Raw genomic sequence first — 15,659 nt, forward strand, 5'->3', positions numbered from 1 at the left:
CCTTCAGTAAGAGCGGACCTGCTGGAGGTAGCTGTCGACGTTGCGCGAGAGCTCCGTGAGGCTGTCGCCGCCGAATTTCTCGAGCAGGGCGGCGGCGAGCGTGATCGCCACCATCGCCTCGCCGACGACCGAGGCGGCCGCGACGGCGCAGACGTCGCTGCGCTCGAAGGCGGCGTCGAACTGCTCCTTGGTGCGCACGTCGACCGACGGGAGCGCGCGCTTGAGCGTCGCGATCGGCTTCATGGCGGCGCGGCAGATGAGCGGCATGCCGTTCGTGATGCCGCCTTCGAGGCCGCCGGCGCGGTTCGACGGGCGGGTGAACGCGTGCGCCCCCTGATCGTAGGCGATGGGGTCGTGCACCTCGGAGCCCGAGATGCGCGCGGCCTCGAAGCCGATGCCGATCTCGACGCCCTTGATCGCCTGGATGCTCATCAGCGCCTGCGCGAGCCGTCCGTCGAGCTTGCGGTCCCACTGCACGTGGCTCCCGAGCCCGGGCGGCAGGCCCGTGGCGATCACCTCGAAGACGCCGCCGAGCGTGTCGCCCCGGTGCGCGGCCTCGCGGATGGCGTCGCGCATCGCCTGCGCGGCAACCGCGTCGACGCACGCGAGATCCGAGGCGCGGGCGCGCTCCCGGAGCTCGGTGAGCGGGAGCTCACCCCCGCCCGAGGCGGCGGAGGTCGGCGACGCCACCGGGCCGATCGACAGGACATGGGCGAAGACCTCGACGCCGACGGACCGGAGGAGCTTGCGGCAAACGCCGCCCACCGCGACCCGCGCCGCGGTCTCGCGCGCGCTCGCCCGCTCGAGCACGTCGCGCAGGTCCCGCCGGGCGTACTTCAGGCCGCCGGCCAGATCCGCGTGGCCAGGGCGCGGGCGGGTCAGCGCCTCGGGCGGCTCGGGGAACGGCTCGGGGCCCATCCGCCCGGCCCAGCTCGCGTGATCGCGGTTCTCGATCACCATGGCGATGGGGCCGCCGAGCGTCTCGCCGCCGCGCACGCCGGCGACGAGGCGGACGCGATCGGTCTCGATCTTCATCCGCCCGCCGCGCCCATAGCCGCGCTGGCGACGCGCCAGATCCTCGTCGATGTCCTCCGCGAGCAGCGGCATGCCCGCCGGAATACCCTCGACGGTCGCCACGAGCTCCGGCCCGTGCGACTCGCCGGCCGAAAGCCACCTGAGCTGCGTCATCGTGTGGAAAACCTCCTCCGCGCCCGGAGCCCCGGGCGAAGCTTGCTGCGTATTACAGGTCGATCTGCTCCACGTCGACGCCTTGGGCGGAAAATGGGGAAGAATGGCCAGCGGCGTCTTCGCCAACCTGGGTCGGAGAGCGGACAGCGGCGCCAGCCTGGGTCGAGGAGCGGACGGCTCCGTCCGCGACGACCGGCTCCCCGAGGAACCTGGCCGCCACGGTGGCGAAGCTCTTCGGTAGATCCGTGACGAGGAGCGAGAGGCCGCCCGGCGTGCTCCGGGAGGTCGCGAGCCCCCGCTCCGCGAGGAACGAGGCCACTTCCTCGGCGGTCGCCGAGGCGCTGTCCACGATCGGGAGGGGGCCGCCGGCGAGCGACGCCGTCTCGGCCTCGATCGCGGCGCGGAGGAGCGGGAAGTGCGTGCACCCGAGCACGATCGAGCGGGCGCCCGCGCCGATGAGCGGCTCCAGGTACCGCCGCGCGACGAGCCGCGGGACATCGCCCTCGATCCATCCCTCCTCCGCCAGCGAGACGAGCAGCGGGGCCGCCTGGCCGGCGACCTCGGTGCGGGTGCTGAGCGACGCCACGGCGCGGGGATAGGCGCCGGACGCGATGGTCCCGGCCGTCCCGAGCACGCCGATCGTCGCGCCGCGCGACGCGGCGACGGCGGCGCGGGCGCCGGGCAGGATGACCCCGAGGACGGGCAGATCCAGCTCGACCCGGAGCATGTCGATCGCGACGGCGCTCACCGTGTTGCACGCGACCACGATCGCCTTGACGCCGCGGCCGATGAGCACGCGCGCGCAGCCGAGCGCGTAGCGGACCACCGTCTCCGGCGACCGCGTGCCGTACGGGACCCGCGCCGTGTCGCCGAGGTAGACGATGTCCTCCGCCGGGCAGCGCCTGCGCAGCGCGCGCACGACCGTGAGGCCGCCGAGGCCCGAGTCGAACACGCCGAGCGGCGCGTCGCTGTGGGACGTCACGGCTCCTCGATGCGGAACAGGTGCACCGGCTCGCGGAGGAACTGCTCGCGCGCGATCGCGTCGAGCGCGTTCCGCACGAGCCCCTCCCGCGCGTCGTGCGTGATGAGCACGACGTCCACCGCGGGCTGACGAGCGGCCGCCCCGCCCGCGGGCGTCGCGCCCGAGCCCGTCGGCCCCTGCTGCACGATCTGCTCGATGCTGACGCCCGCGTCGCCGAGCGCGCCGGCGAGGCGCCCCATGACGCCGGGCCGGTCCTCGACCGCGAAGCGCAGGTAGTACCGGGAGACGATCTCGCTGAGCGGGCGCACCGCGCGGGGCTTGATCGACATGCCTCGGCCCTGCATGCCCGCGACGCCCGACGCGATCGAGCGCGCGACGTCGAGGATGTCGGAGACGACGCTGACCGCGGTCGGCAGGTCGCCGGCGCCGCGGCCGTAGACGAGCGACGGGCCGACGGCGCGCCCCTCGAGCAGCACGGCGTTGAGCACGCCGGACACGTTGGCGAGCACGCTCTGCTTCGGGATCAGCGTGGGGTGCACGCGCAGCTCGATGGAATCGCCTAGATCGCGGCCGATCGCCAGGTGCTTGATGGTGTAGCCGAACCGATCGGCGTAGCGGTGATCGGCCTCCTCGATGCTCCGGATCCCGGAGGTGTGCACGTCGGCGCTGTCGACCTGCGCCCCGAAGGCGAGCATCGCCAGGACGATCAGCTTGTGCGCGGCGTCATGGCCGTCGACGTCGAGCGACGGGTCGGCCTCGGCGTAGCCGAGCGCCTGCGCCTCGCGCAGCGCGGCGTCGAACGACGCGCCCGTGTCGCGCATGCGCGTGAGGATGTAGTTGCAGGTCCCGTTCAGGATCGCGGTGACGCGCTCGACCCAGTCGCTCGCGAACGCGTCCCGGAGCGTCCGGATGATCGGGATGCCGCCGCCGACCGCCCCCTCGAACGCGAGGTCGACCTGGCGCGCCGAGGCCCGCGCGAGGAGCGCGGGGCCGTGGGCGGCGAGCAGCAGCTTGTTCGCGGTGACCACGCCCTTACCGCGGTCGATGGCGCGCTCGATCAGCGCGCGCGCGGGCGTCTCGCCGCCCATCACCTCGACGACGACGTCGATCGAGGGGTCGTCGACGACCTCCTCGGGGTTCGTGGTGAGCAGGCCGCGATCCAGGGCGCCGACGCGCTCCTTCTCGAGGTCGCGCACGACCACGCGCTTCACGACGAGGGGGACGCCCGCGCGCTCCGCCAGGTAGCCGGAGTTCTCGGCCAGGAGGCGCAGGACGCCGCCGCCGACCGTCCCGCAGCCGAGGAGCCCGATCTGGATCGGGGCGCCCCCGCGGAGGCGCCTGCGATCGCTGGCGGCGTGAGGTTCAGGGTTCAAGTTCAAGGGCGGACCGCCTTCCGTCTTCATGCGCGCGGAGCTTAGCGCTTCTCGCGCCGATAGGTGACGCCTATGCTGCGCTGGCCATGACGGAAAAGGGCGTTCTGGGCGACGAGTTCAGGTTCCACGTGGGCGAGGACGAGGGCGCCGTGGAGCGGGGGCCGCTGCTCCCGCTGCGCGTGCTCGTCGTCGCCGATCTCACCCCGCGCGATCCGCACAACGCCGGCGCGAGCCCGCCCGCGGGCGCGATCCGCGTCGACGCGAGCCGCTTCGATAACCTCTTCACGATGCTCCGGCCACGGCTCGCGATCGAGGTGCCGAGCGTGCTCGCGGCGGGCCGGGCGGTGCGCGTCGACCTCGCGCCCGCCGGGCTGAAGAGCTTCCGGCCCGACGCGCTGTGCGCCGAGGTGCCGCTGCTGCGCTCGCTGCTCGACGGCCGCCGGGTCCTGGATCGGCTGCGCGACGGCTCGGCCACGCTCGACCAGGCGCGCGCCGAGCTCGATCGGCTCTGGGGCGGCTCCCCGCTGGTGCGCGACATCCTCGGCCTCCTCCCGGAGCGCCGGGACGCCTCGCCCGGCCGCTCCGCGCCCGCCGCGGAGCGGCCCGCGGCGCAGGCGCCCGCGCCCGGCTCGGACGTGGACGCGCTGCTCTCGATGGTCGACCTCGGCGGGAGCGAGGGCGCCGAGGCGGCGCCCCCACCCGGGGCGCCGGACAGCTTCGATCAGAAGCCGGCGGAGGCAGGGCGGTTCTCGGAGCTCATCGCGACCGTGGCGGCGAGCGCCCGCCCGCGCGCGGGCCAGCCCGCTCGGCCGGCGGAGGCGATCGCGCAGATCGAGCGCGCGATCGGCGCGCAGCTCGGCGCGATCCTGCAGCACCCCGAGGTGCGGCGCCTCGAGGAGGCGTGGCGCGGGCTGAGCCTGCTCGTGGAGCGCGCGAAGGCGGCGGAGGGCGTCCGGTTCGACGTCGTCAGCGCGCGCCCGGACGAGGCGGCCGGCGCGCTCGCGCGGGTGCTCGTGCAGACGGCGAGCTCCGAGCCGCCGGCGTCGGTCGCCATCGTGGACGTCGCGATCGACGGCAGCGCCGCGTCGCTCGCGCGGCTCGAGGAGATCGCGCGCGTCGCCGAGGCGCACGCGCTCCCCGCCGTCGTGAACGGCGACGCACGCCTGCTCGGGGTCGACGATCTCGGCGGCGTCGAGCGGCTCGACAACAAGGCCGCGCTGTTCCGGGCGCCGCACCGCGCGCCGTGGCGCTCCGCGGCAGCGCGGCATGGCGCGCGGTGGGTCGCGATCGCGATGAACCGCGTGCTCGGCCGGCTGCCGTACGACCGGTCGACCTCCCGGATCCGGGAAGCGACGATCGCCGAGCAGCCCGGCGATGAGGGCGGCCGCGTCTGGATCTCGCCGGCGTACGTCGTCGGCGCGCTGATCGCGGGGAGCTTCCGCGAGACGGCGTGGCCCTGCCGCGTCACGGGCGCGAAGGGCGGCGGCACGCTCGGGGACCTGCCGGTGCACGAGGTCAAGGGCGCGTACGAGGGCGACGAGGGCGTCGCGATCCCGACCGAGGCGTTCGTGTCCACGGACACCCAGCGCGAGCTCTCGAAGAGCGGCGTGCTCCTGCTCGCGTCGGCCCCGAACAGCGACGCGGTGTACGTCCTCGCCGCGCCGACGGCCTACGTCCCGCCGGAGAAGCTCACGTACGACAGCCCGACGGCCGAGCCGGACGAGCGCCTCGAGCGCGTCTCGCTCGTCGATCAGCTCTTCGTCGCGCGCGTCGTCCAGTTCCTGCGCGCGCTCTGCTCGAAGCTGCCCCCGGACAGCGACCCGGCGGAGGTCCAGCCGGTCGTCGAGGGTGCCCTCTGGGCGCTGTTCGAGAGCGCGCCGCCCGCCAGCATCGAGCTCACCGTCAAGGCGGGCCGCGGCGAGGGCGGCGCGCAGATCGCGGTCACGGTGCGCCCGCGCCGCTTCCTCGGCGTCGGGCTCGACGAGGTGTCGCTCGAGATGCCGCTCGGCTGAGCGCCCCGGATTGACGCCGCCCGGCGCGCGGGGGAGGATCGCCGGCATGCGGCTCCGCGTAGCGATCCTCCTCGCTGTCCTGAGCACCCTCGTGACCACGTGCCAGCGGCCTGCGGCGCCGCAAGCGCCGACGTCCGACTGCGGCTGCCGCAAGAAGTAGCCCGGCGCCCATCGCGGGACGACGGGTCACGTCGCGCGGTTCCGGGCGCGCGGCATTGCAAAGCACGTCGAGCGTCTCTCACGAAGACGCGAGGACCGGATCGTGAGCGGTGCTTTTTCTCACACCCGCCGCGGAGCGGCCACCTGCCAGCGGGGCGCGGCGCCTCGATACCGCCTCTCCGCGCCTGTCGCGCCGGAGGTCCATCTTTGATGGCGACGAAGAGCGCGGGAGTGATCGTCGCTTTCATCTCGACGGAGCGCGTGGAGTTGCGTAGTTGCGCAGCTGCTCAGTCGGGCCTCGGCGGGTCGCGCGCGATGTGCGCAGCGCGCGCAACGCGGGTTGAGCGCCTCATCACGAAGCGAGCATTGCGCCGGCCTTGCAGTCCTCAGGGGCGGCCCGAGGATTGCAATACTGGCGGCTTCATGAAGCCCTGCACCCAGGAGGACATCCGCTCCAATCGCCCGTTCGCCGGCCGCAGGGCGGTGGTGATCGGTGGGAGCATCGCGGGCCTGGTCGCAGCCCGCGTGCTCGCCGACCATTTTGGCGAGGTGGCCGTCGTCGAGCGTGACGCCATCCCGGATGACCTCCGCGAGGCCCGCAAGGGGGTACCCCAGGCTCGCCAGCTCCACGGGCTGCTCGCCCAGGGAGAGCGGATCCTGAACGACCTGTTCCCCGGCTTCACCGGGGATTTGCTCCAGGACGGAGCCATCGCGTACGACTTCGGGCTCGGCCTGGCGTGGCACCACCACGGCGCCTGGAAGCCGCGCTTCGAGACGGGGGTGCGGACCGTGTGCATGACCCGTCCGCTGCTCGAGGCGCACGTGCGCCGCCGCGCGTTCGCGCTGCCCCGGGTGCGGCGCCTGGACCAGCGCGAGGTGGTGGAGCTCTCGGCGTCTCGCGATCGCTCCCGGATCACGGGCGTCGTGCTCCGGCAACGCGACGAGGGCGGCCAGATCGAGCGGCTGCCGGCGGAGCTCGTGGTGGACGCCAGCGGGCGCGGCTCGCGCGCGCCGGCGTGGCTCGAGGCGCTCGGCTACCGGCGGCCCGACGAGTCGACAATCCAGGTCCGGGTGGGGTACGCCAGCCGGCAGTACCGGCCGCGGGATCCGGCAGAGCTCCCGTGGAAGTCGCTGTACGTCCTCGGCTCGCCGTCCGACAGCCGGCGGTTCGGCTGCATCGCGCCGATCGAGGGCGGGCGCTGGATCGTGGTGCTGGCGGGCCTGTTCGGCGATCACCCGCCCGCCGATCCCGAGGGCTTCCTGGAGTTCGCCCGGGGCCTGCCCAACGACGCGCTCTACCGGGCGCTGCTCGGGGCCGAGCCGGTGACGGACGTCGCGGTCTCCAAGTTCCCGGCGCACCTCCGGCGGCACTACGAGCGGATGGCGCGGATGCCCGAGGGGCTCGCCGTGCTGGGCGACGCGCTCGCCAGCTTCAACCCCGTTTACGGCCAGGGGATGACGTCGGCCTGCCTCCAGGCGCTGGCGCTCGACGCCGCGCTCAAGGAGCAGCGCCGCCGCGCGGGGCGCGGCGCGATCGCGGGCCTGACCCGCCGCTACCACGCGGCCGCGGCGAGGGCGGTCGACCTGCCGTGGCGGATGTCCACGGGGGAAGACCTCGCTTACCCCGAGACCAGGGGCCGGCGGCCGTTCCTCCAGCCGATCATGCGCTGGTACACCGGGATGCTGCACCGGGCCGCGCAGGTCGATCGCGAGGTCTACGTGCGCTTCGTGCGCGCGTTGCACATGCTCGACGGGCCGGAGGCGCTCCTGGATCCTCGCTTGATCCTGCGCGTGCTTCGCGCGGGGCGGTCAGGGTCGCTGCCGGAGGTGGCCGCGGCCGGCGCGACCCACCGAGGGCAGCCCGAGTGACGCCTGGATAGCTGAGCCCGCTGCCTCGCTCCTGTCGCGTGATGACGGCGACGGCTCCGCGCCGCGCGAGGCCCGTGTCGGCGGGACGAACGCGCCGTGGTGCCGTGTCGACAGGCATCCTCCGGCGGGGGGCCGCCCCGCGCGGCTGCAGAGCGTTGCCTGGCCGTCGTGTTCTGGTAAGACGTGCGCGCCTTTACCCACGACGGATCGGCTCGCGAGGCGGCTCCTCGCGGAGGCAGGACATGACCGACTCGATGAATGCGCTCCTGGAGCTCGTCGCCCGCGATCGAGCGCACGACTGCGATGGGGTTGGCCACGTGAACGTCTGCGTGCGGGTCTGAGGATCCCGCACATTTTTTGATCCGTTTCGGACGCGCCAAGCGTCTGAAATGTCATGGGAAATCCCGATGTGCCGGAAACGACGCCTTCGATCGTTCGCGAGTTCGAGACGGTGCAGCTGGGCGATGCGCGCCTGCATCAGCGGGTCCGGGCTGTGGTGGCGCGGCTGAGCGTCGCGCCGGGCGAGAGCTTCCCGGACTCGCTGAAGACAGAGGCAGAGCTGGAGGGCTTCTACCGGCTCCTTGGCAACAAGCGCGTGTCGTATGGTGCGCTGGTGCAAGCCCACAGCGAGCAGACCCTCGAGCGCATGGCCGGTCACGACACGGTTCGCGCGGTGCATGACACCACCGCGGTCGCCTTCGACGGCGACGGAGCACGCAAAGGGCTCGGTCCGCTCAACGGCAAGGACACGCAGGGCTTTTTGGCGCACGCGACGCTCGCCGTGGCCACCGACGCGATCAACCAGCCGCTCGGATTGCTGGGCCTTGCCTGCTGGGCCCGCAAAGCCTCCGCCCTCTCCAAGAGCCCACGCAAGAAGAACAGGACGGGCAGCGACTATGCGCGCGTGACCGACAAGGAGTCGACGCGCTGGCTGCGGCAGGTAGAGGCGGCCGAGCAGGCCGTGGGCGACCGCACGTCGCTGCTGCACGTCATGGACCGCGAGGCCGACGCCTACCCGCTTCTGTGCGCCATGGTCGAGCAGGGCCACCGCTTCGTCGTGCGCATGGCGCGCGATCGGAACGTGTCGGAGCTGGCCGAGGACGAAGAGGAATCGCTCGACGACAGCGCTCCGCTGCGGCTGAGCGAGGCGCTGGTCGAGCTGCCGATCCGGCTCAGTCGCGAGGTTGTGCTCACCCAACGCCGCGCCGGACCGGTACCTGCGAGCAAGCGCGCGCACCCCGCGCGCTCGGAGCGGAGCGCCACGCTGGGCGTCGGCGCTCGGCGCGTGGCGCTGCGCCGTCCCTACTACCTGCCCGAGCTGGCCGAAGAGCTCGCGGTCAACGTCGTGTTGGTGCAGGAGATCGACACGCCAGCGGGCGAAGAGCCGGTCGCGTGGGTGCTGGCGACCAACGAGCCCGTCGACACGCCCGACCAGATCGCAGCGATCGTCGACCATTACCGGGCACGGTGGCTCATCGAGGAGTTCTTCAAGGCGCTCAAGACCGGCTGCGCCCTCGAGACGCGCCAGCTCGAGAGCTTCCGGAGCCTGACGAACGCGATGGCGCTGTTCGCCCCGATCGCGTGGCAGATGCTGCTGCTGCGCTCTCTGTCACGCCTTGAGCCCAACGCGCCCGCGGAACGAGCCCTGAACCCCACGCAGCTGAAGCTGCTGCACCAGCACCAGCCCAAGAAGCTGCCGGCTCAGGGGGCGACGGTAGTCGATGCGCTCTACGCCGTTGCCGGTCTTGGTGGACACCTCAAGCGCAACGGTCCCCCCGGCTGGCTGACGCTCGCACGCGGAATGCAAACCTTGCTCATGCTGGAGACGGGCTGGAACGCCGCCCTCGCCAACACAGCGAAAATTAAGGGGGAAATGTGATCAATCCTCAGGCGTGCGGGTGGTCGGCGTCGCCGAGCTGCCGACGCGCGCCGGCCACTTCCGCATCGTGGCGTTCTGGAACAACCGAGACGCCAAGGAGCACATCGCGATGGTGCACGGCGACGTCATCGGCGCCTCGAACGTACCGACGCGGCTGCACTCCGAGTGCGTGACAGGCGACGTCATGGGCTCGCTGCGCTGCGACTGCCGCGATCAGCTCCTCGAAGGGTTGAAGAAGATCCAGAGCATGGATCGGGGCATCCTGCTCTATCTGCGCCAGGAGGGACGAGGGATCGGGCTCATTAACAAGATCCGGGCCTACGCGCTGCAGGACCAGGGGCTCGACACGGTCGAGGCCAACCTGGCGCTCGGTTTCAGGGACGATGAGCGCGACTACGCCGTCGCGGCGCACATGCTGCGCAGCCTGAACGTGAGATCGATCGAGCTCATCACGAACAACCCCAACAAGGTCCAGCAGCTGACGCAATACGGAGTCTCCGTGGCCGGGCGCATCCCGCACGTGATACCGCCAAACGATCACAACCGCTTCTACCTGGAGACCAAGGCGAAGCGGTCGGGGCATTTCATCGACACGTGGGGCAAGCCGCACTTGGTCGAGCAGAGCGATCCGGTCGTGGTCGACGGGATGGCCCCCCCGGAATCCGAGCCGGCGCCCGCGGGCTGAGGCCCCCGCGGGCGCGGGGGCCCAGGCTCAGCGGCCATTGCGGTCGCGAGCCTCCATCGATGCCCGTCCGGCGCTACGGCGGCGCCGTGCGGCGGTGTCGAGATCGCCTCATGGCGCAGCGCCGGTCAGGCGGCGAACCCGGTCCGCGTGGGGGCTCGCCGGGAAATGCGAGAGGAAATCCCCGGCGCGGGCGCGCGCCTGGTCGGCGCGCCCGCTGCGCAAGAGCGCGTCGATCGCGACGATCTCCCGGTCGGCCGCGAGGCGCCCCTCCGGGAACTCGGCCCGGTGCTCGTCGAGCAGGGCGAGCGGCGCCTCCGGCGATCGCGCGAGCACCGCCCTGATCTCCGCGAGCCGCCCGGCCTCCCGGAGCAGCTCGTCGCGCTCCAGGAGCGCGGCCGCCGTCGCGGCGGGCCGAAGCGTGGGCTCGCCCTGACCGGCGCTCCCCTGGGATAGCTCCCGGCCGACGCCGGGCGCGGACCGAGGCTGCAGCTCGGCGCCGGGCGCCGGCACGGGCGCCCCGAGCGCTTGATCGCTGCAACCTGCAAGGAGGGCGAAGAGCGGGGCGGCGAGGCCTCCCGCGATCCACCGGGTGTGTGACGCATGGTGAACGACATGCATGTCGTCGACTCCTTCATGAGGCCGAGCTGGCGGCACCCCGCCGAGACGGGCCCGCGAAAACGCGCGTGCCCATTGCGGGACCGCAGCTCGCCGTCGCCATGGCCGCCAGGGCGGCACGGCGTATTCGACGTAATGAGCTAGCGCTCCAGCAACGACGGCCCGAGCACCAGCATTCCTAGCTGACAGGCGTATTGTAAAAATGAACACCCGGTTTGTCAACACTGCTTACTTACGCCATCCGAAAGCAGCGCTGCCGCTTGCCGATGGCTGAAATCGCGCTATCCGGCTCAGAAGGCGCCGGCGATGCCCACGCCCGCGCCGCCGCCCACTGGCGCGAGCGAGAGGCGAAAACTCCGGGTGCCAGAGCTGGCAACGCCCGGGCGCGGGGCATGAAACAAAGCCGGGATCAGCACGCCGGAGGCGGCGCCGAATACGGCGCCCGTGAGCACATCGGTGAAATAATGGCGATCGCCGGCGATGCGCAGGTAGCCGGAGAGCGCGGCGATCGCCATTCCGTTCGCCCATACCCACGGCGCCGCGCGATAGCCGCGCATCGACGCCACGGTGCCGCTCGCGGCGGCGAGAGAGAAGACGGCCGTGGAGTGGCCGGAGAAGAACGAGAGATCGTCGTCGTGCGGGAGCGGACCCGAGGTGCCCTCGCCCGCGCGGAGCACATCCGGGTTGTCGTGATGGGCATACGGCCGCTGGCGGCCGGCGATGTACTTGGTGATCTGGTTCATGTTCATCGCCACCACCATCGCTTCGGTGACGATCACGAGATCCGCGGCGATGTTGTCGGAGCGGCCGTCGTACCACGCGGCGAGCGCCGTGAGGCCCAGCGCTGCGGCGGGCGCGACGCCGAGGACCGTCACGTTGCTGAGATCATGAGCGGTGTTGGGGTTGCCTCTCCAGACCAGCGCGTCCCGGACCGACGTGTCGAGGGCGTTGGCCGTGCACCAGCGGCACGATTCGGGGGCGAGGCCCTTCTTCGCGAGCTCGGACGCGATCCATGCGGCGCCGCCGACGACGGTGATGGGCAGATCGATCTCGGGCCGGTACGTGAGCTCGGGGGACGGGTCGGCGGCAGCGGCCGGCGAGCACGAGACGGCGACGAGGAAGGCGGATAGCGCGAGCGCGGCGGTAGCACGCATGAGGGGCGCAAGCGTAACCGGGGCGGAGGGGCACGGAAATCCGTCGCGGGCGTCAGGCGCGCGACGGCCCCGGCGTGGCGAGGAGCAGGCCGTCGAGCAGGCGCGCGTGGGCGTCGTCGACCAGGTTCCGGAGCGCCGCCGGCCCGGCCTTGGAGAGGGCCCCCGACGCCGCGAGGGTCGCGAGGCCGTGGTGCATCGCCCAGATCGGGACCGCGAGCGCCCACGGATCGCCGGGCGGGAACGCGCCGGCGCGCTGCGCCTCCTCGATGAACCCGAGGAGCACCCCCAGGTTCTGCGAGGTGGCCGCCGCGACCCGCGGGTCGTCCACGTCCACCTCGCCGGAGTACATCACGTGGAAGGGCGCGGGGTGCTCCAGCGCGAAGGCGACGTAGGCGAAGCCGGCGGCCAGGAAGCGCGCCCGCAGGTCGCCCCCGGCGCCCTCGAGGGCGGCCGAGATCCGCGCGCCGAGCGCCGTGCTCGCCTGGACGGCGAGCTCGGTCATCAGGGCGCGCTTGTCCGCGAAGTGCCGGTAAGGCGCGGCGTGCGAGACGCCGATGCGCCGCGCGACCTCGCGCAGCGTGAAGCTCGCGTTCCCTTGCTCCTCGATCAGCGAGAGCGCCTCCTCCAGCACGGCCCGCCGGAGGTCGCCGTGGTGGTAGGGCCGGTCGATGGGGCGCGACGCGGGAGCGGGCGAAGGGCGCGCAGGAGCGGACGAAGGACGCGACGCGGGAGCAGGTGAGGTGCGCGCGCGCGGACGGCGGCGCCTTGCGGGGGAAGCCACAGCGCAGGCGCACGATACCACGAAGGCCGCGGTCCACCGAGCCGCGGGGCCCGGGATCGCGGATGCAGGGCCGCGAGCTCAGGAGCTGCGGGCGGCCGCGAAGAAAATGTAGGCAGTGGAAACTTTCCCGATGTTGTCAGTGTCATCATCGGGCGCGCGGGCGGCCGGTGGCCGGCGCGCTGCACCTGATCCAGGAAAGGAGCCCCGTATGTCCGAGCCCCGTCGATCCCCCGAGCGCGAACGCCTCCTTGCCGCCGTGGAGCGCGTCCGCGGCGTCGCCACCGCCCACGCCGAGGCGTCCGAGCGGCTGCGCACGCTCGCGCCCGCGGTCATCGACGCCCTGCAATCGAGCGGCCTGCTCGCGATGGCCGCGCCGCGCGCGCTCGGCGGCGTCGAGAGCGACCCGCTGACGCAGGTCGAGGTCTTCGAGGCGATGGCGCGCGCGGACACGTCGGCGGGGTGGTCGCTGATGATCAGCGCGCTGCTCGCCGCCCTCGCCGGGGGCACCCTGCCGGACGAGGGGGCCCGCCAGGTGTTCGCAGGGCCATTCCCGACGTTCGCAGGGCTCCAGATCCCGACCGGCCTCGCGCGACGCGTCTCCGGGGGGTACGTGCTCGAGGGCCGCTGGGCCTTCGGCAGCGGCGTGCGGCACGCGTCATGGGTGTTCACCTGCGCCATCGTGGCCCCGGAGGGCGGGGCCCCTCCGGCGGGGCCGCCCGAGATGATCAGCCTCGCGGTCCCGCGCGAGCAGGTGGTGATCGAGGACACGTGGGACGTGGCCGGCCTGCGCGGCACGGGGAGCGACCACTACCGGATCGAGGGCGCGCTCGTGCCCGAGGCGCGGACGTGCCCCTTCCCCGCGGCGCCTCAGCGGCGCGGCGGCGCGCTTCATTCGCTGCCGTTGCTTGCCCTGCTCGCGGCCGGTCACGTCGGCTTCGCGCTCGGCGTCGGGCGGCGCGCGCTCGACGAGATCGCCGCGGTCGCCCCGCGCCGCGTGAAGGCCTGGCCGCAGCTCGCGCTGGGCAGCCACGCGGCCTTCCACATGGACCTCGGGCGCGCGGAGGCAAAGCTCGCGGCGGCGCGGGCCTATGCGTTCGACGTGCTCGGGCGGATGTGGGACCAGGCGCGCGCTGGAGAGGCGCTCTCGATCGAGGACTGGGCGGCGATCCGGCTCGTCCAGACGTATGTGACCGACGTCGCCGCGGAGGTCACGGGCTTCGCCTACCGGGCCGGCGGCGGGGGCGCGCTCTATGCGGCGAGCCCGCTGCAGCGGTGCTTCCGGGACATCCACGCGGCGACGCAGCACATCGCCGCGACCGACGACGCCTACGAGTTCGCGGGGCGCGCGCGGCTCGGGATCGCCGAGCTGCACCCGATGCTCGCGCCCCGGCCGCCCTCGGGTGGCGGGTTAGCTCGACAGGGCGGCTGAGCGACGCGCCCTCAACCAGGCTCCGGCCACGCCGGCTGATCGCCGAGGATGCGCGGCTTGTGGCGCTCCAGATAGGCGCGACACCAGGCGTCCGGCGCCTCGCGCCGGCTGACCCGGCGGATCGCCGTGTAGAGCACGAGCTCGCGCAGCTTCATGAACCGGTCCATCTCCGCCAGCCATCGCGCGGAGAGCGCGTTCTCCCGGGCGTAGCCGTCCAGGAACCTGTCGCGGAACATCCGGAGGAGCTCGGGCGGCCGCCCGGGGCCGAGCGGGTCGATCGCGACATAGAAGAGGACGATCCCGAGATCGCTCGCGAACCACTCGTAGGCGCAATCGTCGAAATCGATCAGCGTGAGCGCGCCGCCGTCCTTGAGCACGTTCCCGAAATGGGCGTCCGTGTGCACAAGGCCGAAGGCGTCGCGATCCGCCGGCAAGGCCCGGAGCTCCGCGATGAGCCGCTCTAGCCGGCCGCCGATCGGGTCGCGCTCGTCCTCCGGCAAGAGCTCCCGCGCGCTGGTGAAGTCGCCGTCCTCATGCCACGCATGACGCCGCCTCGCCGACGGCGGAACATACACCTTGGTCGCGGCGTGAAGTCGCCCCAGGAGCCGCCCCCAGGCGGTCGCCACGTCCGGCGTCAGATCGTCGGCACAGAGCGGAGCCCCGGGGGCCTTCGCGTACGCGCGCACGCAGACGGCCCGGCCTGGCCCGCCGAGCAACGCTGCGTAGCTCCCGTCAGCGGCCCGGATCGCCGGGGCGGCGCGGACGCCATTCGCTGTCAGGTACTCCAGCCATTCACACTCCGCCTCGACCGCGTCCAGGGACCTGCGCCCGGGATCCCCGAGCTTCAGGACGAAGGTACCGTCGCGCCGCCGCGCCTCGAACACCTGGCTCTCGAAGCCGCCGATATGCCGGCAGGTCGCCGGATCGAGCCCGTAGAGCGCAAGAGCGCGATCGAGGAGCGCGGGATCTACGGGAGTCGTATCGTCCGCTCCAGAGGGCAGCCCTGCGCTCAGGGCTGGCTGCCTTCCGGCGGGCACGCGACCCTCTGGGGCGGCGGCGGGTTGCACATGACGACGACGGGAGGGCCTCCGTCGCGAGAGGCCTGAGGCGGCGGGCAGGTGTTCGGCAAAAACTGCCTGCACGTGCCGTCCGGGCCCCAGACCACCTTCGCTCCCCGCGCGGGCTGCGGAAGCGGCTCCTCCTCGCCCTGCGCCGACGTCGTCCCGGCGCCGTGGGATGCACCGGACGCGGCCGGCGCCGACGTCGTCCCGGCCTCCTGCGACGGCTCCGGAGCCGCCGCGTCCTGCGTCTCCGTCGTCCCGGCGTCGCTGGGCGCGACCGCATCCCCCACGCCCGACGAATACGTCGGCGAGAGATCCAGGCGCGGCGGGTTATCGGACGGCGGCTGAGCCGTGCCACAAGCCGCAGCGCCACCGGCCACCGTGACGACGAACGAGGACGCGAGCACGCGGCGGCGCCTGCGTGACGAGAGCTTCATGGAGACCATCATAGACCGATGGCCCAATCCACGTC

General features: G+C 72.9%; 13 protein-coding genes. 5 read left to right on the plus strand and 8 right to left on the minus strand.

All coding sequences use genetic code 11. The annotated features are described in order from the left end of the window. Positions 1–3: 3 nt before the first annotated feature. Genes aroC through WMF46_RS26060 form a run of 3 tightly spaced genes read right to left on the minus strand, consistent with a single transcriptional unit; the run spans position 4 to position 3,543 of the window. Positions 4–1,188: a chorismate synthase gene (gene aroC, locus WMF46_RS26050; protein WP_012237475.1), complete on the minus strand. Its 1,185-nt coding sequence runs from the start codon at positions 1,186–1,188 to the stop codon at positions 4–6. A gap of 52 nt (positions 1,189–1,240) precedes the next feature. After that, positions 1,241–2,170: a glutamate racemase gene (murI, locus tag WMF46_RS26055; protein WP_437979668.1), complete on the minus strand. Its 930-nt coding sequence runs from the start codon at positions 2,168–2,170 to the stop codon at positions 1,241–1,243. Beyond that, on the minus strand, positions 2,167–3,543 hold the full coding sequence (locus WMF46_RS26060; RefSeq protein WP_437979669.1) for a homoserine dehydrogenase: 1,377 nt from the start codon (positions 3,541–3,543) through the stop codon (positions 2,167–2,169). Before WMF46_RS26060 ends, murI begins: the two co-directional genes overlap by 4 nt. A gap of 86 nt (positions 3,544–3,629) precedes the next feature. Between WMF46_RS26060 and WMF46_RS26065 the strand changes: the two genes are divergently transcribed. The 4 genes from WMF46_RS26065 (at position 3,630) to ribA (ending at position 10,147) form a co-directional block, all read left to right on the plus strand. Further along, the gene (locus tag WMF46_RS26065; protein WP_437979670.1) at positions 3,630–5,555 is read left to right on the plus strand and encodes a type VI secretion system contractile sheath domain-containing protein; all 1,926 of its coding nucleotides are present in this window, start codon (positions 3,630–3,632) and stop codon (positions 5,553–5,555) included. 582 nt (positions 5,556–6,137) lie between these two features. Further along, on the plus strand, positions 6,138–7,583 hold the full coding sequence (locus tag WMF46_RS26070) for an NAD(P)/FAD-dependent oxidoreductase (protein WP_437979671.1): 1,446 nt from the start codon (positions 6,138–6,140) through the stop codon (positions 7,581–7,583). Positions 7,584–7,977: 394 nt separating this feature from the next. Next, on the plus strand, positions 7,978–9,462 hold the full coding sequence (locus WMF46_RS26075; protein ID WP_437979672.1) for an IS4 family transposase: 1,485 nt from the start codon (positions 7,978–7,980) through the stop codon (positions 9,460–9,462). Positions 9,463–9,475: 13 nt separating this feature from the next. Further along, complete coding sequence (ribA, locus tag WMF46_RS26080; RefSeq protein WP_437979673.1) at positions 9,476–10,147, plus strand: GTP cyclohydrolase II; 672 nt, start codon at positions 9,476–9,478, stop codon at positions 10,145–10,147. A 108-nt stretch (positions 10,148–10,255) separates the two neighbouring features. Here ribA and WMF46_RS26085 read toward each other — a convergent pair whose 3' ends face one another. From WMF46_RS26085 to WMF46_RS26095, 3 genes are all read right to left on the minus strand, one after another. Next, positions 10,256–10,765, minus strand: coding sequence for a hypothetical protein (locus WMF46_RS26085; protein ID WP_437541105.1), 510 nt, complete (start codon positions 10,763–10,765; stop codon positions 10,256–10,258). A 287-nt stretch (positions 10,766–11,052) separates the two neighbouring features. Then, the gene (locus WMF46_RS26090) at positions 11,053–11,916 is read right to left on the minus strand and encodes a phosphatase PAP2 family protein (RefSeq protein WP_437979674.1); all 864 of its coding nucleotides are present in this window, start codon (positions 11,914–11,916) and stop codon (positions 11,053–11,055) included. Between the two features lie 52 nt (positions 11,917–11,968). After that, entirely contained in the window at positions 11,969–12,547 is a 579-nt protein-coding gene (locus WMF46_RS26095) for a TetR/AcrR family transcriptional regulator (protein WP_437979675.1), read from the minus strand. A gap of 358 nt (positions 12,548–12,905) precedes the next feature. On the opposite strand from WMF46_RS26095, the gene WMF46_RS26100 reads away from it, so the two are divergent. Next, entirely contained in the window at positions 12,906–14,126 is a 1,221-nt protein-coding gene (locus WMF46_RS26100; RefSeq protein ID WP_437979676.1) for an acyl-CoA dehydrogenase family protein, read from the plus strand. 11 nt (positions 14,127–14,137) lie between these two features. Here the strand turns inward: WMF46_RS26100 and WMF46_RS26105 are convergent, their stop codons facing one another. Both WMF46_RS26105 and WMF46_RS26110 read right to left on the minus strand, forming a co-directional pair. Beyond that, positions 14,138–15,163, minus strand: coding sequence for a phosphotransferase enzyme family protein (locus WMF46_RS26105; protein ID WP_437979677.1), 1,026 nt, complete (start codon positions 15,161–15,163; stop codon positions 14,138–14,140). Beyond that, complete coding sequence (locus WMF46_RS26110) at positions 15,136–15,624, minus strand: hypothetical protein (protein ID WP_437979678.1); 489 nt, start codon at positions 15,622–15,624, stop codon at positions 15,136–15,138. The genes WMF46_RS26105 and WMF46_RS26110 overlap by 28 nt, the downstream gene beginning before the upstream one ends. Positions 15,625–15,659 lie beyond the last annotated feature (35 nt).

The organism is Sorangium sp. So ce117, assembly GCF_051524395.1.
Taxonomy (GTDB): Bacteria; Myxococcota_A; Polyangia; order Polyangiales; family Polyangiaceae; genus Sorangium; species Sorangium cellulosum_B.

Bases quoted from the DNA above. Each gene is read 5' to 3' on its own strand.
- WMF46_RS26090 (WP_437979674.1), bottom strand. From the start codon at position 11,916: ATGCGTGCTACCGCCGCGCTCGCGCTATCCGCCTTCCTCGTCGCCGTC.
- WMF46_RS26070 (WP_437979671.1), top strand. From the start codon at position 6,138: ATGAAGCCCTGCACCCAGGAGGACATCCGCTCCAATCGCCCGTTCGCC.
- aroC (WP_012237475.1), bottom strand. From the start codon at position 1,188: ATGACGCAGCTCAGGTGGCTTTCGGCCGGCGAGTCGCACGGGCCGGAG.
- WMF46_RS26085 (WP_437541105.1), bottom strand. From the start codon at position 10,765: ATGCATGTCGTTCACCATGCGTCACACACCCGGTGGATCGCGGGAGGC.
- WMF46_RS26100 (WP_437979676.1), top strand. From the start codon at position 12,906: ATGTCCGAGCCCCGTCGATCCCCCGAGCGCGAACGCCTCCTTGCCGCC.
- WMF46_RS26075 (WP_437979672.1), top strand. From the start codon at position 7,978: ATGGGAAATCCCGATGTGCCGGAAACGACGCCTTCGATCGTTCGCGAG.
- WMF46_RS26065 (WP_437979670.1), top strand. From the start codon at position 3,630: ATGACGGAAAAGGGCGTTCTGGGCGACGAGTTCAGGTTCCACGTGGGC.
- WMF46_RS26110 (WP_437979678.1), bottom strand. From the start codon at position 15,624: ATGAAGCTCTCGTCACGCAGGCGCCGCCGCGTGCTCGCGTCCTCGTTC.